Raw genomic sequence first — 22,311 nt, 5'->3', positions numbered from 1 at the left:
CGCGCCGCGTCGCGGCGGGCGGCCTGGCGCACGCGGGCAGCACCGATGTGCGCCGCACGCCCGACCTGTCACCGGAAAAGCGCATTGCCGCGCAACGCATTGCGCATGACCTGGTCGAGCGTATTGGCACCTTGCAGGCGCTGGGCCTGGGATATTTGGCGATGGACCGCGCCACGCCGACGCTGTCGCCAGGCGAGCTGCAACGGCTGCGCCTGGCCACGCAGATACGCTCCAATCTGTTCGGCGTGGTGTATGTGCTGGACGAACCCTCGGCCGGTTTGCACCCCGCCGATGGCCAGGCGCTGCATCGCGCGCTGGACCAACTGAAAGACGCGGGCAATACCCTGTTTGTCGTCGAGCATGATCTGGACACCCTGCGCCGCGCCGACTGGCTGGTGGACGTAGGCCCGGGCGCGGGTCAGCATGGCGGCCAGGTGCTGTACAGCGGGCCGCCGGCAGGCTTGAAGAAGGTGCCCGAGTCGTTGACGGCGCGCTATCTGTTCAACGCCGCGCCGGCCGCCAGGGCCGCCGTGCGCGAGCCCTCCGGGTGGCTGTCGTTGCGCGGCATCCATCGCAACAACCTGCACGGCATCGACGCGCGTTTTCCGCTGGGCGCGTTCACGGCGGTGACGGGGGTGTCGGGTTCGGGCAAGTCCAGCCTGGTCAGCCAGGCGCTGGTCGAACTGATCGGCGAGCACCTGGGGCAGGAGCCGGTCACGGAAGAGCCCGAGGGCGATCTGCCGCGGGCGGATGGCCCGCCGCGCACGACGGGCCGCATCGACGCGGGCGCCGACGCCATCAAGCGTCTGGTCAACGTGGACCAGAAGCCCATCGGCCGCACGCCGCGTTCCAACCTGGCAACCTACACCGGCCTGTTCGACCACGTGCGAAAACTATTCGCGGACACCCGTGCCGCCAAGTCGCGGCGTTATGGGGCGGGCCGCTTTTCGTTCAACGTGGCGCAAGGCCGCTGCGACACCTGCGAAGGCGAAGGCTTCGTGCACGTTGAACTGCTGTTCATGCCCAGCGTGTACGCGCCATGCCCGGTCTGCCACGGCAGCCGCTACAACGCCAAGACGCTGGAAATCGAATGGAATGGCCGCAACATCGCCCAGGTACTGGCGATGACGGTGGACGAAGCGCTGGCGTTCTTCAAGGACGAACCGGCGGTCCAACGCCCGCTGTCCCTGTTGCGCGAGATCGGCCTGGGCTATCTACGCCTGGGGCAACCCGCCACCGAGCTGTCCGGCGGCGAAGCGCAGCGCATCAAACTGGCCACCGAACTGCAACGCAGCCAGCGCGGCAACACGCTCTACGTGCTGGACGAACCCACCACCGGGCTGCACGCGGCCGATGTCGACAAGCTGATGGCGCAACTGCATGGCTTGGTGGATGCGGGCAACACGGTCGTCGTCGTGGAACACGACCTGCGCGTGGTCGCCAACAGCGACTGGATGATAGACGTGGGCCCCGGCGCGGGCGAGGAAGGCGGCCGCATCGTGGCCGAAGGCGCCCCGGCGCACGTCAGCCGGGCAGGCAAGGGCGCCACGGCGCCGTTCCTGAAACGGGTGCTGGCGGGTGGTTGATGCCGGGGGGAACCCCGGAAATCTTCCGCGCTACAACTCGCTTTCCAGCGTCTTCTGCATGCGTTCCATGCTTTCCTGGCTGACCTGGATCACCCCTGTGCCGGGTTGGTCGATGTCGACGATGAAGGTCAGTACCAGGGCGATCAGCGCGGCGAACAGGCCGGTGGATACCAGCCGTCTTCGGTTGTGCAGGCCGGTGCCGTAGGCGATGAAACCGACGGCGCCGATGCTGACGATGAACAGCAGGTAGAACACCGGTTCGGGCACATGGTTTTCCAGGGCGACGCGGCGCTTTTCGTTGACCTGGGCCATCTCGTTGATGGCCTGGATGAACATGATGGTGGCGATGGCGGGCGGGTTGTCGGCGCTGGCGGCGGTGATGGCGCGGATCTGGCGTTCGATGCGGCGGGTGGTGACGTTGGCGGCGTCAAAGCGTTGGGTGTCGTTTTCGGCGTCGTGCAGTTCCAGCGCCGCGCGGATGTATTCCAGCAGCAGTGGCGGGATCTTTTCGCGGGCGGCGGGCGCGATCAGCTGGGAACGCCAGTACGCGTTGCCGATGGCGTTGGCCTCTTCCAGCACCAGGTTCTTGCGCGCCTCGAAGCGCGTGACCGACATGGCGAACGTAAAGCCCAGCAGCAGGGCCAGCAATCCCAGCAGGGCGGTTTGCAGTGCGCTGATGTGCGTCTTGTGCGCTTCATCCGCCGGCTTGCGCTGTTTGCGGCCAAGCAGGAAGCAAAGCTCGATCACGCCCAGGAGCACGATGACGCCAATGAAGAACAGATAGGACTCGTTGAAATTCCTGAGCATGGCGCTCCCCGACGGACAGTCGCCAGCGTATGCGGATTGCCTGGCCGCGGCAAGATCTGATATGCCCCGGCCTGTCAGCGAAACGCCAACATCTTGCGGTAAGGTGTCGACTTTCCCCTATCAAGACCCGCACGGAGCAGAACTTGAAAACCCGCAAACTCGGCCGTACCGACCTGGATGTCAGCCTGATTGGATTGGGCACCATGACCTGGGGCGAACAAAATACCGAGGCCGACGCCCATCAACAACTGGATTACGCGCTGTCGCGCGGCGTGAACCTGGTGGACGTGGCCGAGATGTACCCGGTGCCGCCCAAGCCCGAAACGCAAGGGCTGACCGAAACCTATATCGGCACGTGGCTGGCGCGCACCAAGCGCCGTCAGGACATCGTGCTGGCCAGCAAGGTGGCGGGCCCGGTGCGTGACCCCAAGCGCCCCGGCCACATCCGCGACGGCAAGACTTTTCTGGACCGCAAGAACCTGACCGAAGCGCTGGACGCCAGCCTGAAGCGCTTGCAGACGGACTATCTGGACCTGTATCAGCTGCATTGGCCCGACCGCACAACCGCCACCTTCGGCCAGCTGAACTACCCGTGGGTCCAGGACGAGCACACCGTGCCGATCGAGGAAACCCTGTCCGTGCTTCAGGACTTCGTGCGCGCGGGCAAGGTGCGCCACGTGGGCGTGTCCAACGAAACGCCGTGGGGCCTGTCGCAGTTCCTGCGGCATGCAGACACCCGGAACCTGCCGCGCGTGGTGTCGATCCAGAACGCGTACAGCCTCTTGAACCGGGTGTTTGAAATCGGCCTGTCGGAATTCACGCATCACGAAGACGTGGGCCTGCTGGCGTATTCGCCCTTGGCGATGGGCATGCTTTGCGGCAAGTACCTGAACGGCGCCCGGCCCGAGGGCGCGCGTCTGACGCGCTACACGCGTTTCACGCGCTACAGCAATCCGCAGGCCGAAGCGGCCACCGCCGAGTACGTGGCGGTGGCGCGCGAGCACGGCGTGTCGCCCTCGCACCTGGCCCTGGCTTTTGTGAATCAGCGCCCGTTCGTGACCAGCAATTTGATCGGGGCAACAACGCTGGAACAGCTTAAGGAAAACATCGACAGCGTCGATGTGACGCTGTCGCCTGAAGTGTTGAAGGCGATTGACGCCATTCACGTGCGCTACCCGAACCCGGCACCCTGATTGTGACGGCCGCCGGGGCGTGTTGCGCCGGCGGCTTACCTGCATGCTGGTAAGCCCGCGTCATGCATCCTGACCGGCATTCCGCGCCCCTGACCTGCATCACGCAGCCCTGACCGCCATGCAACGCATCCTGACGACCTTGCTTCTGTCCGGGCTTGCCATCCTGGCGGCGGGCTGCGCGTCCACCAAGACCTATACCGAAAACGTCTCCACGTTGATGGTGTCGTCCGACACCAAGACCTTTGCGGTGCTGGGGCCGCAATACCACTACTTGTTCGACATGCCGCCGCCGATGGCGCAGGCGCTGACGTCCGACTTCCGGTCGCGGCTGACGGCCGTGGTGCTGCGCGACTTCCACGTGGGCGCCGATGGCCTTACCTAGGGATACGTGCGCTTGCAGCTGACGGCCGTGGCCACCCCGCGTGACCGCGAGCAGGCGCTGGCCATGCACTTTGGCACCACCGAAGAGGGGCTGATCTATTTCACGCACCACTTGAAGGGCAAGCGCTACGTGGCGCGCCCGGGCACGCCCGGTGCGGCGCAGGCCGGCGCGGCCACGTCCACCGCGCTGGACCAGACCTATCGCGTGACGGTGCAGGACTCGCAAGCCAGCGCCGACGCCATGCGGCTGCTGTCACCCGTTGCGTTCGTGGCGGGCACGGGCTTTGTGTTGGCGAATCCGGCCGTGGTGTTGCTCGCATTGCCGGTGGCAGGGCTGGAGCCGTAGGGGGCCACGGCTAACGGGGGACGAAACGTCCCCACGTTGCGCCGCCTTACGGGTTCTCTGGCCGCCACCCGGCTCAGGCATCCACCTGACGACATCTGCATCGAACAGGACCCGGTAGTTGCCGCCAGCTTCAAGTTTCAGCGGGCACTTGCCACAGGCGGTCAGGCTGGAAGTCGGCTTGTTCGCCTTTCTTGGCGTAGCCCAGCGGGTTGGCCACGACGCGGCAGCCGTCTTTGACGTAGTCGTGCGCGCAATGCAGGTGGCCGTGCATCCAGCAGTCGGCCAACGGCAGCAGCGCATCAAGCGCATTGCAGAACCCGGCGGTGCCGGGCGTGACGCCATAGCGCGGGTCGGCGCTGGCCAGCGTGGGGGCGAAGTGCGTGATGGCCAGGGTGGCGCCGTTGAACGGCGTGCGCAGCGTGTCGGTCAGCCATTGCTGGCAGGCCAGGCCTTGTTCACGCATTTGCTCGGCCATGAAGGGGCCGCCGTTGCGGCGCATCTGCGCCTTTTCCAGATAGAAGTCAGCGGCGCGAAACGCCTTGGCGCGCTTGGCCAGCGCGACGCCCAGGGTGTCGGTGTCGGCGGCCAGCGCGTCAAAGTCCGTCCACAGCGTGGTGCCCACCAGGCGCACGCCATCGATCACGCAGGTTTCGCGTTCCAGCCACCGGATGTCCAGCGCGTGGCAAAGTTCGCGCAGGCGTTCGTGGGCCTCGTCGAAATCCAGGTTGTCGTATTCGTGGTTGCCGGGCACGAACACCACGGGCGTGGGCCACCCGTTGCGCGGGGAGTAGCTGCCCAGGCCGAAATCGTTGCTGGCCAGCTTGGAACCCTGGCGGTACGAACCGATGTCGCCGGCCAGGACCAGCAGGTCGGCCCCGGGTATGGGACTTGCGACAAAAGTCGGGTCGGTTTCCAGGTGCAGGTCAGAGAGCAATTGAATTTTCATGAGCAATATCTTAGGCCACCTGGCCGGCGCCTGACATGCGCGCAAGGGCCCATCCGTGCGACACTTTCCCATCCGACTCGCTACAGACAAACAGGAGAACGCCCATGCGTATCGCGATCGCCACGGCTGCCGCGCTGCTGCTGGCCGCCAGCGCCCACGCGCAGCCGCAACCCATTCCGCTTAAATGCGGCAAGGGCTCTACGCAGACTGACATGAACTTGTGCGCCGACCAGGCTTATCGCCAGTCCGACAAACATTTGAATGAAGCCTACCGCAGCGTCATCGACCGTCTGAAAGGCGACAGCACCAAGACCACTCAATTGCAGGCCGCGCAAAAGGCGTGGCTGTTTTTTCGCGATGCGGAATGTGCGTTTTCGTCGGGCGGCGCCACGGGGGGAAGCATCTACCCCATGGTCTTGAGCCAGTGCCTGGACAAGCTGACGCAGGCGCGCACCAAAGAACTGCGCGGCTACCTCAAGTGCGAAGAGGGCGACACCAGTTGCCCGGTGCCCGGCAAGCAATGACCGAGGTGTGCGCGCTGGAACCGGCGGGCCTGATTCTGGATGCCCACGGCGCGCCGCGCTGTTTCTGGCAGCCGTCCATGCCAGACTATCACGACCACGAATGGGGCCGCCCCGTGGGCAGCGACCGCCGGCTGTACGAAAAGATCTGCCTGGAAGGCTTTCAGGCGGGCATGGCCTGGATCACCATTCTGCGCAAGCGCGAGGCCTTTCGCGAGGCGTTCGACGATTTCGACTTCGAACGCGTCGCGCGCTACACCGACCGGGATGTGGAACGGCTGATGGCCAACCCGGGCATCGTGCGCAACCGGGCCAAGATCGTTTCCACCATCAACAACGCGCGCCGCGCCGTGGACCTTGCGCTTGAAACCGGGTCCCTGGCGGGTTGGCTGTGGCGGCATGAGCCGCCCGCCACCGAGCGTCCGAGGACGGTGGACCTGGCCTACTGGAACGGCAACCCCACGTCCGCCGCATCGGCCACGCTATCGAAGGCCCTGAAAAAGCGCGGCTGGACGTTCGTGGGGCCGACCACGATGTACGCCTTCATGCAGGCGGTGGGCATGGTCAACGACCACATGAGCGGCTGCGTGTGCCATGCCGCCGTGCAGGCCGCGCGTGCGCAATTTCACCGGCCGGCCTGATCGGACGGGCCGGTTTTTCCTTTGCGGGCATCCTCCCAATCGGCTGTCTTGATGGTTTAATCGGGCCTCAACGGATCCCAACAAGGCGGCGCCATGGTGACCCTTACGTCGACGGCCCCGGATGCCCAGCCGGCGCCACGCACCATGGCTCTGCTTGCCCCGGGCAGCCGCATCGCCGTGATCGGCGGCGGCGTGGCGGGGCTGAGCGCGGCATGGCTGCTGTCCGAGAAATTTTCGGTGACCTTGTTCGAAGCGCGGGAACGGGTCGGCGGCCACACCAATACCGTTGACGCCCGGGTGGGCGACATCACCCATCCGGTGGACACCGGCTTTCTGGTGCACAACGACCTGACATACCCGCACCTGATCCGCTTGTTCAAGCATCTGTCGATTCCGGTGCATGCCAGCGACATGACGTTCAGTGTGTCGCTGACCCAGCCCGACCTGGAATGGGCCGGCACCAACCTGAACACCGTCTTCGCGCAGCGCCGCAACCTGTTGCGGCCGGCCTTTCTGGGCATGCTGCGAGACATTCTGCGTTTCAACCGCCACGCCGCTGCCTATCTGGCGCGCAGCGGGCCGCATGCGCTGCTGGGCGATCTGCTGGACGCCGAGGGCTATGGCCAGGCGATGCGCAGCTGGTATCTGCTGCCCATGGCGGGCGCCATCTGGTCCACGCCGCCCAGCATGGTGCTGGCGCAGCCGGCCCGCACGTTCCTGTCGTTCTGCCTGAACCACCGCTTGTTGCAGGTGGCGGGGCGGCCGCAATGGAAAACGGTTGAAGGTGGCGCGCAGCGTTACGTGCAAGCGATGCTGCCGCGCATCGCGCAGGTGCGCGTGGCCAGCCCGGTGCACACCGTCAAGCGCGTGGCCGACGGTGTGCAGGTGCGCACCGCGGGCCACGTTGATGACTTCGACGCGGTGGTGCTGGCGTGCCACGCGCCCACGTCGCTGGCGATGCTGGATGCCACCGAGGCCGAGCGCGATGTGCTGTCGCGCGTGCGCTATCAGCCCAATCTGGCCGTGCTGCATACCGACACCGCGCTGCTGCCGCGTCGCCGGGCGGTGTGGTCGGCCTGGAATTATCTGGCTGGCCCGTCGCCCGATGCGCCCATGTCGGTCAGCTACCTGCTCAATCACTTGCAGCCGCTACCGTTCAAGCAACCCGTGATCGTCACGCTGAACCCACGGCAGGAACCGGCGCCCGGCAGCGTGCTGGGTCGCTACGAATACGAACATCCCATTCTGGACGCCGACGCGGTGCTGGCGCAGGCGCGCCTGCCCGACATCCAGGGCCGCGCGCGCGTGTGGTTCTGCGGCGCCTGGACGGGCTACGGCTTTCATGAGGACGGGCTGGCGTCCGCCATCCGCGTGGCGGCGGACTTGGGCGTGATGCCGCCGTGGGACGTCGCGCCATGAACGCGGACGGCTTGATCGAACTGATGCGCGCCCGCGTGCTGCACGCGCGCACGCGGCCGGTGTCGCACCGTTTTACCTACCGGGTGTTCTGTTTGCGCCTGCGCATCGATCAAGCCCCGCGTTATGACGGCCGCGCGTCGTGGTTGTTCGGCGTGAATCGTCGACGCCCGGTGGCGTTTCATTTTGCCGACCATGGCGCGCGCGACGGTGGCGACCCGATGGCGTGGTTGCAATCGCGGCTGGACATCGCGGGCGCGGATATCGACGTCGGCGCGGTGTGGTTGCAGTGCTTTCCGCGCCTGTTCGGCCACGTCTTCAACCCCGTCAGCTTCTGGCATGTGCACGACACCCACGGGGATCTGCGGGCGCTGGTGGCCGAGGTCAACAACACCTTTGGCGAGCGCCATCAATACGTGCTGCGCGCGCCCGACGGCGGCGTCATTCAGGATGGCCAGGTGCTGCAAAGCGACAAGGCGTTTCACGTGTCGCCGTTTTGCGTAGTGACCGGCGTCTACCGGTTTCGCGTTGAACACCGCAACGGCACGCACGCTGCCATCATTGATTACCACGACGACCCCGCCGAACCCCAGCCGCTGCTGCACACCGCGATTCGGGGACCCAGCGCGCCGTTGACCACGGCGTCGTTGCTGCGCGCGGTGGGGGCGATGCCGTTCATGACGCTGGGCGTGGTGCTGCGCATCCATTGGCAGGCATTGCGCTTGTTTCTGTTGAAGATGCCGTTTCATCGCAAACCGCCCGCGCCCGCCAGCGAAGTGACGGCTGCGCCGCCGCGCAAGCATCCCTGACATTCCCCATTGATTTGGTTGCGATCCGCAATTATATTGGTTGCGAACCGCAACTGTTAAGTGGGCTGCGCCATGGACCTGATCGACTTTCCCCCTCAATCCCGCGAGGAGACCATCCGCGACCTGCGGGAGTTTTCCCGCAAACTGGTACGCGAACTCGGCTTCATGCGCACGTCGCTGGCGGGCAGCGAACTGGCCCCGTCGGCCGTGCATGCCATCATCGAAATCGGCTTGCAACCGGGCATCCAGGCGCGCGACCTTGCGGTCATTCTGCGGCTGGACAAGTCCAACACCAGCCGGCAACTGGCCAAGCTGGAATCCGCCGGGCTGGTGGCACGCGAGGTCGATAGCGCCGATGCGCGATCCTCAAAGCTGACACTGACGGATGCCGGGCTGGCGCTGCGCGCGCGCATCGACCAATTCGCCACCGATCAGGTATCGCACGCGCTGCGCCGGATGACGCCTGACGACCAGCAATCGCTGATCCGCTTCATGTCGCTGTATGCGGATGCGTTATCGCGCGAAAACCCGAACGTGGTGCCGGCCGCCTTGGCCATCGACGAGCTGATCGTCGAAGGCTACGGGCCGGGTTGCATCGGCGACATTGCCAGCCTGCACGCGCGCTACTACGCACAGGCATCGGGCTTTGGCGTCTACTTTGAACGCAAGGTGGCAACGGAGCTGGCGGCGTTTGCCGAAACCCTGCCCGATCGCGGCAAGGGTATGTGGCGATACGCCGAAGCCGGGCCGGGCGGGCGCACGCTGGCGTCCATCGTCATCGACGGCGACGTCGCGGCAGGGCAGGCGCATCTGCGTTGGTTCATCGTGGACGATGCGCTGCGCGGCATGGGCGTGGGGCGGGCGCTGCTGGCGCGCGCGCTGGCGTTTGCCGACGCGCACTACCGCGAAACTTATTTGTGGACCTTCAAGGGGCTGGACGCCGCGCGTCATTTGTACGACGACGCGGGCTTTGTGCTGACGGATGAATCCGAAGGCCGGCAGTGGGGCAGCGTGGTGGTGGAACAGCGCTTTGCGCGCCGCCGGCCATGATGCGGGTAGGCAGCGCGCTGCGTTGCGCTTGGATCACCGCTCAGATCACGCTGATGCGCAATTCCGCCAGCAACGCCGCCGCTTGCGTCTTGGAAATGGTGGCGCCGGCCAACCTGGCGGCGGCGGTCAGGTCGATGCCGTTCAGATCCACTTCGCGCAGGTCCGCGCCTTCGAAGCGCACGTTTTTCAGGTTGGCATTGCGCAGGCTGCCGCCGTGAAAAACGGTGTCGCGAAAATCACTGCCGGCCAGATCCGCGTCGGAAAAGTCCAGCTGCATGATGTTCGATTTGCGAAACGACACAGCGCGCAGCAGCGCGCCGACCAGCAGGCATTCTTCCAGGCTCCAGCCCAGGCAGGCGATGCCGTCGAAGTCGGACCCGGTCAGCTTGCAGCCTTGGAAGCGGGCGGCGGCCAGGCGCGCGCGGCGCCAGTTGGCGTTGTTCAGGTCGCAGTGTTGGAAAACCGCGTCGCTTGCGTCCGCCGACGCAAAGTTGGCCTGGCCGCCCCGGCAGCGTAGCCAGGTGGTGTCGGCCAGCGTGGCGCCCTGAAACGACGCACCCGCGATGGCGCAACCCGTGAAGCGCGCGCCGCGCATGTCCAGCCGGGAAAAATCAGCGTGTTGAAAGTCGCAGTCTTCGAATGACAGCGGCTGGCCCGCCGCTTGTTCGATCAGTGCCTGCATGGTGTTGCGGTCCACGTCCTGGCCGGCCGCGGTGTGAATCAGGTCTTGCGTCATGCGTGTTGTCTCGGGTTTGCCTACTGGAATATTTCGCTTTCCACGCAGAAGGCGACCAGTTCCTGGTCGGTTTGCACGTTCAGCTTGCGCATGGCGGATATTTTTTGTCCGCTGACGGTCTTGACGCTGCGTTTGAGTGTCTCGGCCACCTGCATCATGGATTCACCACGAATGAAATGGCGCAGCACTTCGAACTCTTTGGGCGACAGGCTGTTGATGCGTTCGCCGATGAATTTGCTGCGCGAATCCACCGTGCCATCGCGCTGGAATCCAGGAGGATAGTACTTGCGCCCCGCTTGCAGCGTGCGCAGCGCCGTGACAATTTCAGCCAGGTTGTCGCGCTTGAGCACGACGGCGGCAACCCCCGCGTCGTACATGGCCGAGATGATCATGGGGTTGGACACCATGGTCAGCACCACCACTTGGGTCTTGGGAAACCGCCGCGTCAGGAACTTGACCAGGCGGATGCCGTCGCCATAGGTTTCGTCGCCGGGCATGGAATAGTCGGTGATGACGACATGGGGAAGGTCGTGGGTCAGGTGGTCGACCAGCGCCGTCGGGCTGTCGAGCAGGCCGGTGACTTCAACGCTAAGATCCTTTTCCAGCAGATCCCGCATGCCTGCGAGCACCAGCGGGTGATCGTCGGCGAGGACAATTCTAAGTCGTTCCATTCTGGGGCGCCGTGGGGTGAACGTGGGGGTGATCGGGCTCATTCTGTACCAAGACTCAGACTTGAGCCAGCAGGTTCCTCAGGGCTTGCATCAGCCTGACCGTTTCCTGGAACACGGCGTCGTCACCGCCGTCGCGCCTGAGCTTGACCTCGATCGCTTGAAAATCAGATGACAGTGTTGTCATTTTGACCATCACCAGCGCGCCACGCATCCGATGCATCGTCTGCAACGCGGCGGGAACGTCGCGGCGGGCGATTGCCTGATCCAGATTGTTCAGGTCGCTGTCCATCGTGTCCAGGAACAGCCGGCGGTACTTGGCGGGCACCAGCGGTTCGGGCGGCAAGGCGTCGGTCGGGGCGGGCACCTCGGGTTCTTCGGGGGGCGAGGGCTCGGCGGTATCGGGTTGCGCCGGCGTGATGCCGCCCAGGTGGCGGCGCAGCGCGCTCAATTCGATGGGTTTGACCAGCCACGAATTCATGCCCGCGGCCATGCAACGCGCTTCTTCATCGCGCATCGCGTTGGCGGTCACGCCGATGATGGGCTGCGCAAAGCCGCGCGTGCGCAGCTCGCCCGTCAGTTCGTATCCGTTCATCTTGGGCATGTTGACGTCGGTCAGCAGTACGTCGTAGTACGCCATGTTCCACATCGACAACGCTTCGGCGCCGTTGCCCGCCACCGTCACGGTGCAACCCAGCTGCTCCAGCTGATGGCGCAAGGTGGCTTGGTTGATGGGGTTGTCCTCGGCGACCAGCACGCGCAGGTTCAGGGGTTCCAGGGGGGCGTTGGCGGTGGGTTCGGCCGGCACCGGCGGGTCGCCACGCAACAGGCGCGAAATGCCGAAGCCGATGCTGTCCAGGTCGTGCCCGTCGACCTGCACCGGCATACCCGTGGCGGATTCGCGCGGGTCGCCGGCCGACAGGAAATGGCCGATCCAGTTGGCGGGCGGCGCTTCGGAATCGCCCAAGATGTCCAGCAGCACGTCGTCGGCCTCGCCGGGGCCCAGGGGCGTGGGCGCGGGCTGGGCGACCGCGCCCCAGCGGGCCAGCCACTGGCAGACGTTGTCGGTCAGTTCGCGGTGCGGGCTGCGGACCACGATGCGGATGCCGTGCAGGTCGGGCTCGTCGATGGGCGGGCCGTCGGCGGGCTGTAGCGCCAGGTCCAGCGAGAAGCTGCTGCCCAGGCCCAGTTCGCTGGTCAGCCGGATATCGCTGTCCATCAGCTTGGCCAGGCGCGCGCAGATCGACAGCCCGATGCCCGCGCCGCGCACGGTGTGGCTGGCGCTGTCGATCTGGTAGAAGGGGCTGAAAAGCTGGGCCTGGTCTTCCTTGTCGATGCCGATGCCGGTGTCCACCACTTGCAGCGTCAGCACCTGTGCGCCATCGGCGCGCTCGGCGCCGCGCAGCCGCACGATGACATGGCCCGATTCGGTGAACTTGATGGCGTTGCTGAGCAAATTGCTGAGGATCTGCCGGATGCGCACGGGGTCGCCGGTGACCCAGGGCGCCACCGAATCGTCCACGCTGGCAAACAGCAGCAGCCCTTTTTGCCGGGCCAGCGCGGCGAATGACCGCGTGCAGCTTTCCACTAGTTCGCGCGGTCGGAACAAGGTGGATTCCAGCGCCAGCTGGCCGGATTCGATCTTGGTGATATCCAGGATGTCGCTGATCAACTGCAACAGGATCACGGACGAATTCTGGATGCGTTCAAGGTGCTGGCGCTGTTCGGCGTTCAGTTCGGTCATGCCCATCAGTTCCAACGTACCCAGCACGCCATACAACGGCGTGCGGATTTCGTGGCTCATGGTGGCGAGGAAGGTGGATTTCGCTTCGCTGGCCTTATCGGCGTCGCGTTTGGCCTGCGCCAGCGCGCGCTCGATTTCGGCGCGCGCGCTGATGTCGGCAAAGGCGCACAGCACCACGTCCTGCTTTTTGTAGCGCGTGGGCGAATAGGCCACGTACAGCGGCCGGCCGTCGTCGGCGTGAAAGGTTTCGATATTGCCGGGCTGGGACGCGTTCAGCACCTGGTCCAGCAAGGGGCGGGCAGCGGGCGAATCGCGCAGGCCCTGGCCGGTGGCCGCGCCCAGCCATTCCAGCGCCAGGCTGTTGGCGAACAGCACGTCGCCATTGGCGCGCGCCAGCACGCATAGCGCGATGGGGGCCGTCTGGATCAGCGTGCGGTTGAATTCCTCGCTTTCGGCGATATCGCGGTGGGCGCTTTGCGCCGGCTCGATCACGCGCCGGGTGTACCAGCGCTGATAGCCGATGCCGCCCGCCAGGCTCAACAGCAACATCAGCGCGGCGCTGATGGGAAGCCACAGGTTGTCTTCGAAGAAATTGCGGTAGGTGACGCGGTAGCGCGCCGTCCAGATGCCGGTGGGGTCCGACACTTGCAGGATCAGCCCTCCCGCCGTGGCGCGCAGGCCGCTGTGGTCAACGTTGGGCACGGGGCCGTCGCCGATCATCAGGCCGATGTCGCGATGCGACAGCCAGAACCCGTCGTACTGGATAGACGGCAGCGCGCGATCGTAAATGTTGATGCGGCGCCGGCTGAACAAAGTGGCCACATACAAATCGGGCTGCCCGCCCGCGCGGTTGGCCCAGGCGGACCCGGTCAGGCCCGCCGGCATCATGCCCACCATGCGGGCGGGTAGCCCGGCGGGCGGAAACCAGCGAATTTCGGCGTGTGCCGTGCCCACGCCAGAGGCCGGCGCGTTCAAGGTTGCGGATGCCTTGTCGTCACCGCCCTTGGCAAGCTGCGTCCGGACGGCATCGTTGACCAGCAGCAGGGTGTCTTCCACCAGCGGTTCGCCGTAGCCCGGCTTGACGTTGATGGCGGGTACGGCGACGCCCACGCTGTCGCTGCGGTTGACCAGGAAGGCCGCGGCGGCGGGAAAGTACGAATTGGCCCAGAAGGTGCTGTAGAAGTCCGCGAAGTAGCCCGCGGCCGCGGGCACGGGGCTGTCGGCGACCGGGCATTCGGCCGGATAGGCGCAGAAAAGCGAAAAGGGCATGGCGACCAGCGCGTGCTGGCCGCGATAGACGCGCATGCCCGGTCGGGTGGAATCCAGGGGCGTGGACAACTCGGTGTGGTCGACCGGCGGCCGGCCATCCAGGCGCTGGCTTTCTTTGCTGAACTGCTTCAGGAAAAGCTCTTGTTCGTGGATGTACCCCACCAACACGGCGAAGTCCATCAACAGGCGGTCTTCTTCCTGCTTGATGATGCGCTGGGCGCCCCACAGCAGCGCGCCGATCAAGATAAGAGCAATGGGCAGGATGCCGAACAGCGCGATATTCAGCCGTCGTGAAGTGCGTGCAATCCTGCTAAACGGCGTTTCCTGCATACGCGGGTAAGAGTCCTAAAGCGGGTGAGTGGCATACGGCCGGGGCTCGTCGGCCAGCAGATCCGTGAAGTCGTGGGCGTTGACGGCGGCGGATATCAGGAAGCCTTGGGCGAAATCACAGCCGATTTCGCGTAAAAACTCCAGGTCTTTCGTGCTTTCGACGCCTTCGGCTGTCACTTGCAGCCCAAATTGGCGACCCAATTGCACCGATGAGAGCAAGGCGGCCGCCCGCACATGGTCTTGGGCGGCGCCGTTGACAAAGGCGCGGTCGATCTTCAGTTCGGTGAACGGCGTGGAAATCAGGGTGTACATCGAGTTGTAGCCTTTGCCGAAGTCATCCTGAGCCAGCCCGAAACCTTTCAGGCGCAACCGGCTGGCGCCCATATAGTAGTGGCCGGGAATCGAGGTGGTTTCGTCTTCCAGCAGTTCGAACGTCACGTCTTCGAACGGCACACCGCGATCCGCGACCAGATTGTAAAGCTGGTCAGGCAAGTCCGGTTCGTCCAGCAGCCGGGTAGGCAAATTGACGGAAACCGGCATCCGGAAGCCCAGGCCTCGCCACCCGATATAGGCGGTCAAGGCGTCGTCCAGCATGCGGATAAGCAGGGCGTGGTCCAGGCCGTGATGCCGCACCGCACCCAGGAACGACGCCGGCAGCATGAACCCGATTTCCTGGTGATGCCATCGGGCAAGGGCCTCGGCGCCTACGATGTTGCCGGTGGCCAGCGCCTTCTTGGGCTGGAACCACGCCTGAATCTGGCCGGCCGCCAGGGCTTTTTCCAGGGTACGCCGCTCGAACAGCGGGGTGGGCGGCGCGGGCAGCGTGGGCGATTTTGCGCCGTCCTGCTGCTGATTGCGCAACCGCTTGGCCAGGGCCAGCGCGTGTTCGCGCGTGACAGGCTTGGTGTAGGCGGCAATCACGGACAAGCCCTTTTCCTGGGCCATCAGGCTGACGCTGTTCATGATGCGGCGCGAACAGGCGGTGGTGATGGCCAGCATGGGGTTGCATTGCAGGCGGGCCAGTTCATGGATGAACTGCACGCCGTCCATGCCGGGCATGTTCAGGTCCATCAACACCAGCTGGTAAGAATGCGTCCGAAATTTTTCCAGGGCTTCCTGCGCCGAATTCGCCATGTCCACATGGTCGAAGCCGGCCTCCAGGAACAGGCCGCGCATTTGCGCGCATTGGAAAGCATGGTCGTCCAGGACCAAGACCTTGTACACGGATAACATCGTCAACTCCGGAGTTCTTTAACCGATTGCAGCGTTTGGCGCAGGACCGTCAGCGGCAATGGCTTGACCAGAAGGCTGGTCATGCCGGCATTGATGCCGCGGCGCTGCTCGTCGGGAAACGCGTTGGCCGTGACCCCAAGCACGGGCTTGTCGAAGCCGCGCTTGCGCAGAATGCGGGTGAGCTCGTAGCCGTCGACCAGCGGCATGTTCAGGTCGGTCAGCACGGCGTCAAACGACATCAGGTCGGGCAGGTTCAGCGCTTCCTGGCCGTTGCCGGCCAGCACCACCGTGCAGCCCATGTGCTCAAGTTGTTCGCGCAGGATCAATTGGCTGATGGGGTTGTCTTCCGTGACCAGTATCCGCAGGCCCAGGACTTCAAGCGGCGCCTTGGGATCGAAGGCGGTGCTGCGCGCCGCGCCGCCCTGCGCCAGACGCACCCCGTGGTTGATGCTGCCCAGGCTGTAGGCGCTGGCAAACCAGTTGCGGTGGCTGTCTTCCACGCGGGGGCGCAGGCCGGGCGGATGCAGAATGACTTGCGGCCCGATCCAGTTGCCGATTTTCTGCGCGTGCGGCCACGCCTGCACCAGCACGGCGGGCTCGCCCGACGTGACGCCGCCGGCGGGGTAGGGCAGGCCCACCGCGCCCCAGCGGCGCAGCCAGTCGCACAGGTTATGAACGATTTCAGGGACGGCGCCCTGGACGTAGACCAGCGTGCCCGAGAGCTCGGGCGACACCGCGTCCAGCGCCTCGGGCGCAAGCGGCAGCCGGATTTCAAAGGTGATGCTGGTGCCCAGGCCGGGCTCGCTGACGGCGTTGAGACGGCCGTTCATCATGTCCGACAAGCTGCGGCAGATGGACAGGCCCAGCCCCGTGCCGGGCAACGTGACGCAGTTGTCGGCGTCCACCTGGTAGTAGGGTTCGAACAGTCGCGCCTGATGTTCGGGCGCGATGCCCGCGCCGGTGTCGGCAATCTGAAAGCACAGGTCGACGCTGTCGCGGGTGCGGCTGTTGACCTTCAGGCGCAAGACGATTTGCCCGGAATCCGTGAACTTGATCGCATTATTGGCAAGATTGTCGAGAATCTGGCGGATGCGCGTGGCATCGCCGATGACGGCGGCGGGGGTGTCCGGGTCGGCCACGGCATAGCTGCGCACGCCCTTGGCATGCGCGCGCGCGGCGAAGCTGGCCACGACATTGTTCAGGAGTTCAACGGGTGAAAAAGGCGCGCGTTCCAGCACAGTGTGCCCAGCCTCGATTCGGGAAAGGTCCAGCGTGTCGTTGATGGTACGCAGCAGCGTGGCGGACGATTGCTGGATGGTCTCCAGATACTGCGCCTGCTGGCCGCTGACGCGGGTCAATGAAAACAGTTCCAGCGTGCCAAGAATGCCGTAGAGCGGGGTGCGGATTTCGTGGCTCATCGTGGTCAGGAAGACTGTCTTGGCCTGGTTGGCGGCCTCGGCGTCGCGCTTGGCTTGCAGCAATGAATGTTCAATGCGCTTTAACGCCGAAATGTCGCTGATGCCGCACAGCACCACCGCTTCGCCCCGATACGTGGGGGGCGCGAAGCTGAGGTAGGCGGTGCGGCCATCGTTCAGCCGGTGTTCGCGGCCGGCTTCATCGCCCTGCGCGGACAGGATTTCGGTACGCCAGCCCGGCGTGCCCTGGAACCAGCGGCGCGCCATGTCGTTGGACAACACCACCGCGCGATCCGAGCGCCGCAGCAGGCAGAGCCCCACCGGCGCGACTTCGATCAGCTTGCGGTTGAGCGACACGCTGTCGGCCAGGGCCTCGTATTGGCGCAGCGCGGGCAGCACCAGACGCCGGCGGATATAACGGACGCGCAGAATCACGGTGATGATCAGCAGCAGCGAGGCAATGGCCGCCGTCTGAAAGGCAATGGCGTTGTCGCGCAGCACGTGGCGCATGGGCGCGTAGTAGACCAGGCGCCACCCGTCATCGCCCACCGACTTGCTCAGCACCAGGTATTCAGGCAACCAGCCCTGTCCTTGCAGGCCGAACGCATCTTCGCGCGTGGTGTGTGGCAAGGCCTGGCTGGTGGCGCCCGCGCCGGCGCTGCGCAGCACCGGCCGGCTCAACTCATCAAACAGCACGTAGTCGCCCGCGCCCGTGCGCGGCGCGTTCACGGCGGAATCCACACCCTGGACCTCAAGCCCGATCCATGCCGCCTCGGGGTGTACGGCATCAAGCGGCGTGAAAAGGAACAGGCGCTTGACCGTGTCCTGCGGCGGATGCAGCCAGACGATGGGCGGCAGGCCGTTGGTGGGCGCACGGGTCTGCACATCGGCCAGCGTCAGCGCCAGCCACTGCTGGATGGACGCGGGAATGGCGGGTGTGCCCGGCTGGTCGTGCGAGGCCACGGGCACCGTGCTTGCGTGGCGCACCGCGCTGTACACGATGCGCGTGTTGGCTTGCGCCACGCGGCGCAGGTCGCGCGGGGTCAGCACCAGCGCCCAGTCGTAGGCGTCGGGGCCTTCCTGAAGCGGCAGCACTTCGATCTGCCCCGTCTTGCCGAAATGCGACGGGGTCTTGCTGATGGGTTCCTGATTGGTGTTGCGCACCGCCGACGCGGATATCGAGCGCAGCAGGGATTCGCGTTGGTCGAAAAAATGCTGGGCTTCGTAGGCGGCGGCGTTCATGTGGCGCCGGTAGTTGGACACTACGTTGCTGAACGCCCAGTACAGGTACAGGGCGGCACCCGCCGCGATACAGACGAGCAGCGCCACTGCAAGAAAGTGCAGTAACAGCGAGGCGGCGCGCGGCGCGGCAAGGGGTTCTAGGGCGGGAGCGCCATGGTCTTCTACCAGCATTTGACGCATGGTAGAAACACCTGCTTACCCAGTGAATAAGAAGAATCTCAAAGTGCGAAGTCCCGGCGTTTGAGAAATTTCTTGTTCTTTTGCTGGGAAGCGTTGGGCACTATCTGTGGGATTCCGACTTCGCCAAGAAGCTGCCCCCGGCGCATTTTTACACCGACGGCATGCCTCAACACGGCGCTTAGACGTTAATCGAGAACAGCATGATATTGACCCGGCTCTGCCCCCCCGCGCACCCCATCGATCGGGTCTTGCCATGAAAGACGACGCCCGTTCCTGGGCTCTGTCCGAAGAGTCCGTCGTGCTGCGCTTCCAGCCCGTGTTCACGGCACAGGGGCAAGTCCACGAATACGCGGTGATGGGGCGCTGCCGGCCGTCACCATGGAGCAGCCTGAACCCCGTGGGCCTGGGCGCCAGCCTGATGGCCGGCGTGGCGTTCTTCAAGCAATTCAAAACCCCGATCGAATTGTCATTCGAACATGCGCTGGATGTGCGTGGCCATGGCGACCTGGCCGAACGCTTGTGCTCCGAGCTGGGCATCGGCGTGCTGGAAAACGCCATCTGGGTCAACAAGTACGCGCGCTACGACGATGCCGCGCCCCTGTTGATGCCGGCAAAGCGCATCACCTTCACCCTGCCCTTGACCGACCGCCTGTCGGACCACGCCGATGTGCTGTCGCGGTATCCGGAATTCCAGGCGCGGCTGCGCGCGCGACTGCTTCCCTCAGTCTTGCGCGGCAAGGACACCGGCAATGGCGCTTTGCGCGCCGACGGCCTGCATGTGCAGGTGCCGCTGGGCTTGTCCGAAAACCGTACCTTGCAGGGCCGCTTCTTCACCTTGATGGAGCGCGCCTGGTGCGCCAACCTGCAAGTCGTGGCAGGGGGCGTGGAAGACATCCGCGATTTTGCGTGGATGCGCCTGCACAGCGACCTTCTGTTTCGCGGGGCGGCCTTATCCGCCCCGCTCAGCGCCGAATGCCTGGGCATCTGGCTAGACGCCGACAGCAACGCGTGGCGCTCGTTCAATGCGTCCACCACGCGCTTCGCAGGCGTGGCGGAAAGCTAGCTTAGTTGCTGGCTTAGTTGCTGGCTTAGTTGCCCGTTTCGGATTGCAGCCGGCCCAGGATGAAGCCATCCACCGAACTCGTCCGGCCGCGCCACAGCGTGGGCTGCCCGGCAATGGGCGTGCCATCGGCCGTGAAGAACAGTGCGTCGGTCAAGTGGATGTAGTTGGGCAGCGGGTCGGCCGGCTGCGGCACGCGAAACACATCCCCCAGTTCAGCCAGCGAGCGGTGCACCGCGGCACGGGCGTCGGCGTCCAGCATGTCGAGCGAACCCGTGAAGCTGGCGGCGAACCGGTCGAAATATTCCGCGCCCGACACGATAGACCCCGATACCAGCATGCCGCCCATTTGCAGCGTTACTCCAATGCTCTCAAGCTGGCCGCCGTTGTTGACCAGGTTGACCAAAAATTGCAGGAAGGCGTCGGCGTGGGGAGCGGTGTTGGGGCTGACGGTGGGCTCGATGGACATAACGGAGTCTCGGAAGGGTCGTAGAAGACGCACAAGATACTCGAATCGTGCAAAAAAAACCTACCAGCCCCAGCACGTGCCGGCCGCCGGTTTGCCGCAGTTGCGGTAATTCACCGCAAACCACAGTTTCCCGGCGTTGCGCGGCGAGCCGTCGGCTTTGACATCGACGCGCGGCAATTCTTCCAGCGTGTCGCGTTGGCTCTTGATGGACACGCCTGCCGCCACGTTGGCCGCCAAGGGGATGCGTCCCAGCGTTTGCGCCTGCCGGTCGTCGAACACGATATCGGTGTCGGCCAGCGCGCCCATTTTCAGCGAGGCATCGCGCACCGCAGCGGCATAGCTGTCGTTGGCGCCACCGGGAACCAGCGTGGAACTTAGCGTGCTGGCCGCCAGAATTTGCGCGGGCGTGGCGGGCGCGGCCGTCTTGTATTGGTCCAGCGCCGGCAGTTGCCCGGCCGCCACCTGGCGGCGCAGCCAGTCGCCCCACAGAAACTCCGCGAACTCGGGCAGGTTGCCGTTCTGGTAGGCGATGTCGCGGGTGAAGTAAACCAGCGAGCGATAGCGGTCTTCCTGCATGCCGCCGGCTTCGTCGGCGCTGGCCAGACCCAGGCGGCTGGGCAATTGGTCGACGGTGATGGCTTGGTTCTGGCCATCGCGCAGCCAGGCCCGGCGTTCGTCGACCATGCGTTGCCAGAACGCGGCGGCGGTCGGCAGGCTGCTGTAGTTGGCATCCACCTTGACCCAGACCGGCAGCTTGGGGCCGCCATCGAAAATCTCGCGCAGTGACGAAAACGTGTGATGGCCGTCGGTCAGGTACAGATTGCCGTCCCAGCCCACCACCACGGTTTTCAGGTTTTCCGCGTGTGTGCCCGGCGCGTCCTTGCACGCGAAAGTGGCGGGTTGGTCCAGCCGTGCGGCGCGGGCGACGGCCAGGTCGGCAAATTTCTCGGCGCGTTCCACACCGCCCATGTCCTCGCAGTAGTCGTCAAACTTCTTTCCGACGGTGCGATCCAGGTAGTCCAGCTGGCGGGCGGCATCGCCGGCCCACAAGCGGTTGAAGTCGCCTTGCCAACGCCCCAGCTTGTAGTAGATCTGGTCGTAGCCGATGGCGGCCTGCGTGGGGTGCAGGGCGTCGATGGTGACCTGGATGACGTCGCCGGCCTTGGCATTCAGGTAGGCGGTGTTGCGGGCGGGGACGTCGGGGGCCGGGGTCGGGTCCGGCGTGGGATCGACGGCGGGAGGCGCGCTGACGATGGGTGAGGCGGGCGCGCCGTCGTTGTCGTCGCTGCCGTTGCAGGCGGCCAGGGCCAGCGGCAGCAATGCCACGGCCAGCAGGCGCGCGAGGGGTTTCAGGGGCAGGCGGGAAGCAAAGTCGAGGGTCATGGGCGGGCCGTATTGCGGCGATCTAAAGGTATCCAATCATGACGGCGGCGTGTTTCCCCCGTATTGCACCGTCCATGGCACGCCATCGATTTCCCATTCGCCAGGGGCTTGTCCATAATCGGTCCTCGATTCAGACGGGAGGATACCGGCAATGGCAACGATCAAACACTGGCGGGCCTGTTTTGTTTTGGCGCTGAGCGCATTGGGCGCGGCGGGGGCGATGGGCGTGCCGGCGGGCGAGGCGCGCGCCGCTGTGGACCCTGTGGCGCAATTGCGCGAGGCCGCCGGCCAGGGCCAGGCCGCGCGCGTGCGCGAATTGCTGGACCAAGGCGTGCCGCCGGACGGGCGCGATGCGCAAGGCAACACGGCATTGCTGCGTGCCACGCAGGGCAACCACGTGGAGGCGGCGCGCGTGCTGATCGAAGCCGGTGCCGACGTGAACGCGCAAAACGGCATGCAGGACAGCGCCTACCTGCTGGCGGGCGCGCAAGGCTATCGCGAGATTCTCGAGCTGACGCTGCGCCACGGCGCGAACCTGCAAAGCACCAACCGTTACGGCGGCACCGCGCTGATTCCTGCCTGCGAGCGCGGGCACGTGGAAGTCGTCCGAACGCTGCTGCAAGCGGGCGCCAAGCCCGATCACGTCAATCGGCTGGGATGGACGGGCTTGCTGGAAGCCATCATTCTGGGCGACGGCGGCCCCCGGCATCAGGCAATCGTGGCCTTGCTGATTGGGGCGGGCGCCGACGTGAACCTGGCGGATCGTGAAGGCGTGACGCCGCTGCGGCACGCGCGCCAGAAAGGGCAGGCTGAAATCGTTGCGCAACTGGAACGCGCGGGGGCGCGATAGGCCAAACGCAGGCAGCGCCCGCCGGGCCCCAAGCAA

Annotated in this window: 20 protein-coding genes; 11 read left to right on the top strand and 9 right to left on the bottom strand. The window is 65.4% G+C overall.

Translation table 11 applies throughout. The features are described from left to right. Positions 1 to 1,586: excinuclease ABC subunit UvrA (locus ACNPP0_RS07735; RefSeq protein WP_527892355.1), on the top strand; the 1,586-nt coding region annotated here is incomplete at its 5' end. A 30-nt stretch (positions 1,587 to 1,616) separates the two neighbouring features. Here ACNPP0_RS07735 and ACNPP0_RS07730 read toward each other — a convergent pair. Further along, positions 1,617 to 2,393: a bestrophin-like domain gene (locus ACNPP0_RS07730; RefSeq protein WP_448705526.1), complete on the bottom strand. Its 777-nt coding sequence runs from the start codon at positions 2,391 to 2,393 to the stop codon at positions 1,617 to 1,619. Between the two features lie 143 nt (positions 2,394 to 2,536). Between ACNPP0_RS07730 and ACNPP0_RS07725 the strand changes: the two genes are divergently transcribed. The 3 genes from ACNPP0_RS07725 (at position 2,537) to ACNPP0_RS07715 (ending at position 4,313) form a co-directional block, all read left to right on the top strand. Further along, positions 2,537 to 3,586 carry an NADP(H)-dependent aldo-keto reductase gene (locus tag ACNPP0_RS07725; protein WP_448705525.1) on the top strand — a complete coding sequence of 350 codons (1,050 nt, stop codon included), beginning with the start codon at positions 2,537 to 2,539 and terminating at the stop codon, positions 3,584 to 3,586. A gap of 118 nt (positions 3,587 to 3,704) precedes the next feature. Continuing rightward, complete coding sequence (locus ACNPP0_RS07720; protein WP_448705523.1) at positions 3,705 to 3,968, top strand: hypothetical protein; 264 nt, start codon at positions 3,705 to 3,707, stop codon at positions 3,966 to 3,968. Positions 3,969 to 3,980: 12 nt separating this feature from the next. Further along, positions 3,981 to 4,313 carry a hypothetical protein gene (locus ACNPP0_RS07715; RefSeq protein WP_448705522.1) on the top strand — a complete coding sequence of 111 codons (333 nt, stop codon included), beginning with the start codon at positions 3,981 to 3,983 and terminating at the stop codon, positions 4,311 to 4,313. 130 nt (positions 4,314 to 4,443) lie between these two features. On the opposite strand, the gene ACNPP0_RS07710 is transcribed toward ACNPP0_RS07715, so the two are convergent. Next, complete coding sequence (locus ACNPP0_RS07710) at positions 4,444 to 5,259, bottom strand: metallophosphoesterase (RefSeq protein WP_448705520.1); 816 nt, start codon at positions 5,257 to 5,259, stop codon at positions 4,444 to 4,446. Between the two features lie 104 nt (positions 5,260 to 5,363). Between ACNPP0_RS07710 and ACNPP0_RS07705 the strand changes: the two genes are divergently transcribed. From ACNPP0_RS07705 to ACNPP0_RS07685, 5 genes are all read left to right on the top strand, one after another. Continuing rightward, complete coding sequence (locus ACNPP0_RS07705; RefSeq protein ID WP_448705518.1) at positions 5,364 to 5,783, top strand: lysozyme inhibitor LprI family protein; 420 nt, start codon at positions 5,364 to 5,366, stop codon at positions 5,781 to 5,783. Further along, the gene (locus ACNPP0_RS07700) at positions 5,780 to 6,421 is read left to right on the top strand and encodes a DNA-3-methyladenine glycosylase I (protein ID WP_332611207.1); all 642 of its coding nucleotides are present in this window, start codon (positions 5,780 to 5,782) and stop codon (positions 6,419 to 6,421) included. Before ACNPP0_RS07705 ends, ACNPP0_RS07700 begins: the two co-directional genes overlap by 4 nt. Before the next feature lie 144 nt (positions 6,422 to 6,565). Continuing rightward, on the top strand, positions 6,566 to 7,840 hold the full coding sequence (locus ACNPP0_RS07695; protein WP_448705516.1) for an NAD(P)/FAD-dependent oxidoreductase: 1,275 nt from the start codon (positions 6,566 to 6,568) through the stop codon (positions 7,838 to 7,840). Beyond that, complete coding sequence (locus ACNPP0_RS07690; RefSeq protein WP_448705514.1) at positions 7,837 to 8,646, top strand: DUF1365 domain-containing protein; 810 nt, start codon at positions 7,837 to 7,839, stop codon at positions 8,644 to 8,646. The genes ACNPP0_RS07695 and ACNPP0_RS07690 overlap by 4 nt, the downstream gene beginning before the upstream one ends. A gap of 72 nt (positions 8,647 to 8,718) precedes the next feature. After that, the gene (locus tag ACNPP0_RS07685; protein ID WP_448705512.1) at positions 8,719 to 9,696 is read left to right on the top strand and encodes a MarR family winged helix-turn-helix transcriptional regulator; all 978 of its coding nucleotides are present in this window, start codon (positions 8,719 to 8,721) and stop codon (positions 9,694 to 9,696) included. Positions 9,697 to 9,736: 40 nt separating this feature from the next. Here the strand turns inward: ACNPP0_RS07685 and ACNPP0_RS07680 are convergent, their stop codons facing one another. From ACNPP0_RS07680 to ACNPP0_RS07660, 5 genes are read right to left on the bottom strand one after another with little or no spacing between them, the layout of a single operon-like run. Beyond that, complete coding sequence (locus ACNPP0_RS07680; protein WP_332611212.1) at positions 9,737 to 10,432, bottom strand: pentapeptide repeat-containing protein; 696 nt, start codon at positions 10,430 to 10,432, stop codon at positions 9,737 to 9,739. A gap of 20 nt (positions 10,433 to 10,452) precedes the next feature. Next, positions 10,453 to 11,103 (bottom strand): response regulator, encoded by a 651-nt coding sequence (locus ACNPP0_RS07675; RefSeq protein WP_332611214.1) that lies wholly within the window; start codon positions 11,101 to 11,103, stop codon positions 10,453 to 10,455. A 55-nt stretch (positions 11,104 to 11,158) separates the two neighbouring features. After that, on the bottom strand, positions 11,159 to 14,443 hold the full coding sequence (locus ACNPP0_RS07670; RefSeq protein ID WP_448705511.1) for a hybrid sensor histidine kinase/response regulator: 3,285 nt from the start codon (positions 14,441 to 14,443) through the stop codon (positions 11,159 to 11,161). Positions 14,444 to 14,458: 15 nt separating this feature from the next. Next, positions 14,459 to 15,676 carry an EAL domain-containing response regulator gene (locus ACNPP0_RS07665; RefSeq protein WP_448705509.1) on the bottom strand — a complete coding sequence of 406 codons (1,218 nt, stop codon included), beginning with the start codon at positions 15,674 to 15,676 and terminating at the stop codon, positions 14,459 to 14,461. Positions 15,677 to 15,678: 2 nt separating this feature from the next. Next, on the bottom strand, positions 15,679 to 18,513 hold the full coding sequence (locus ACNPP0_RS07660; protein WP_448705508.1) for an ATP-binding protein: 2,835 nt from the start codon (positions 18,511 to 18,513) through the stop codon (positions 15,679 to 15,681). A gap of 253 nt (positions 18,514 to 18,766) precedes the next feature. On the opposite strand from ACNPP0_RS07660, the gene ACNPP0_RS07655 reads away from it, so the two are divergent. Further along, positions 18,767 to 19,576, top strand: coding sequence for a hypothetical protein (locus ACNPP0_RS07655; protein WP_332611220.1), 810 nt, complete (start codon positions 18,767 to 18,769; stop codon positions 19,574 to 19,576). Positions 19,577 to 19,601: 25 nt separating this feature from the next. Here the strand turns inward: ACNPP0_RS07655 and gvpU are convergent, their stop codons facing one another. Beyond that, positions 19,602 to 20,042, bottom strand: a complete 441-nt coding sequence (gene gvpU / locus ACNPP0_RS07650) for a gas vesicle accessory protein GvpU (RefSeq protein ID WP_448705505.1) — start codon at positions 20,040 to 20,042, stop codon at positions 19,602 to 19,604. A 60-nt stretch (positions 20,043 to 20,102) separates the two neighbouring features. After that, a complete protein-coding gene (locus ACNPP0_RS07645; RefSeq protein ID WP_448705503.1) occupies positions 20,103 to 21,425 on the bottom strand; it encodes a ParB/Srx family N-terminal domain-containing protein in 1,323 nt (440 codons plus the stop codon). A 151-nt stretch (positions 21,426 to 21,576) separates the two neighbouring features. Here ACNPP0_RS07645 and ACNPP0_RS07640 point away from each other — a divergent pair, with 151 nt between their 5' ends. Then, entirely contained in the window at positions 21,577 to 22,275 is a 699-nt protein-coding gene (locus ACNPP0_RS07640) for an ankyrin repeat domain-containing protein (protein WP_448705502.1), read from the top strand. Positions 22,276 to 22,311 lie beyond the last annotated feature (36 nt).

This window comes from Achromobacter semiaridum, assembly GCF_053543755.1.
This window is presented reverse-complemented; position numbering and strand designations above follow the sequence as displayed.

Bases quoted from the DNA above. Each gene is read 5' to 3' on its own strand.
- ACNPP0_RS07695 (WP_448705516.1), top strand. From the start codon at position 6,566: ATGGCTCTGCTTGCCCCGGGCAGCCGCATCGCCGTGATCGGCGGCGGC.
- ACNPP0_RS07675 (WP_332611214.1), bottom strand. From the start codon at position 11,103: ATGGAACGACTTAGAATTGTCCTCGCCGACGATCACCCGCTGGTGCTC.
- ACNPP0_RS07640 (WP_448705502.1), top strand. From the start codon at position 21,577: ATGGCAACGATCAAACACTGGCGGGCCTGTTTTGTTTTGGCGCTGAGC.
- ACNPP0_RS07660 (WP_448705508.1), bottom strand. From the start codon at position 18,513: ATGCGTCAAATGCTGGTAGAAGACCATGGCGCTCCCGCCCTAGAACCC.
- ACNPP0_RS07680 (WP_332611212.1), bottom strand. From the start codon at position 10,432: ATGACGCAAGACCTGATTCACACCGCGGCCGGCCAGGACGTGGACCGC.
- ACNPP0_RS07720 (WP_448705523.1), top strand. From the start codon at position 3,705: ATGCAACGCATCCTGACGACCTTGCTTCTGTCCGGGCTTGCCATCCTG.
- ACNPP0_RS07665 (WP_448705509.1), bottom strand. From the start codon at position 15,676: ATGTTATCCGTGTACAAGGTCTTGGTCCTGGACGACCATGCTTTCCAA.
- ACNPP0_RS07655 (WP_332611220.1), top strand. From the start codon at position 18,767: ATGAAAGACGACGCCCGTTCCTGGGCTCTGTCCGAAGAGTCCGTCGTG.
- ACNPP0_RS07685 (WP_448705512.1), top strand. From the start codon at position 8,719: ATGGACCTGATCGACTTTCCCCCTCAATCCCGCGAGGAGACCATCCGC.
- ACNPP0_RS07700 (WP_332611207.1), top strand. From the start codon at position 5,780: ATGACCGAGGTGTGCGCGCTGGAACCGGCGGGCCTGATTCTGGATGCC.
- ACNPP0_RS07730 (WP_448705526.1), bottom strand. From the start codon at position 2,393: ATGCTCAGGAATTTCAACGAGTCCTATCTGTTCTTCATTGGCGTCATC.
- ACNPP0_RS07670 (WP_448705511.1), bottom strand. From the start codon at position 14,443: ATGCAGGAAACGCCGTTTAGCAGGATTGCACGCACTTCACGACGGCTG.
- ACNPP0_RS07710 (WP_448705520.1), bottom strand. From the start codon at position 5,259: ATGAAAATTCAATTGCTCTCTGACCTGCACCTGGAAACCGACCCGACT.
- gvpU (WP_448705505.1), bottom strand. From the start codon at position 20,042: ATGTCCATCGAGCCCACCGTCAGCCCCAACACCGCTCCCCACGCCGAC.
- ACNPP0_RS07690 (WP_448705514.1), top strand. From the start codon at position 7,837: ATGAACGCGGACGGCTTGATCGAACTGATGCGCGCCCGCGTGCTGCAC.
- ACNPP0_RS07645 (WP_448705503.1), bottom strand. From the start codon at position 21,425: ATGACCCTCGACTTTGCTTCCCGCCTGCCCCTGAAACCCCTCGCGCGC.
- ACNPP0_RS07705 (WP_448705518.1), top strand. From the start codon at position 5,364: ATGCGTATCGCGATCGCCACGGCTGCCGCGCTGCTGCTGGCCGCCAGC.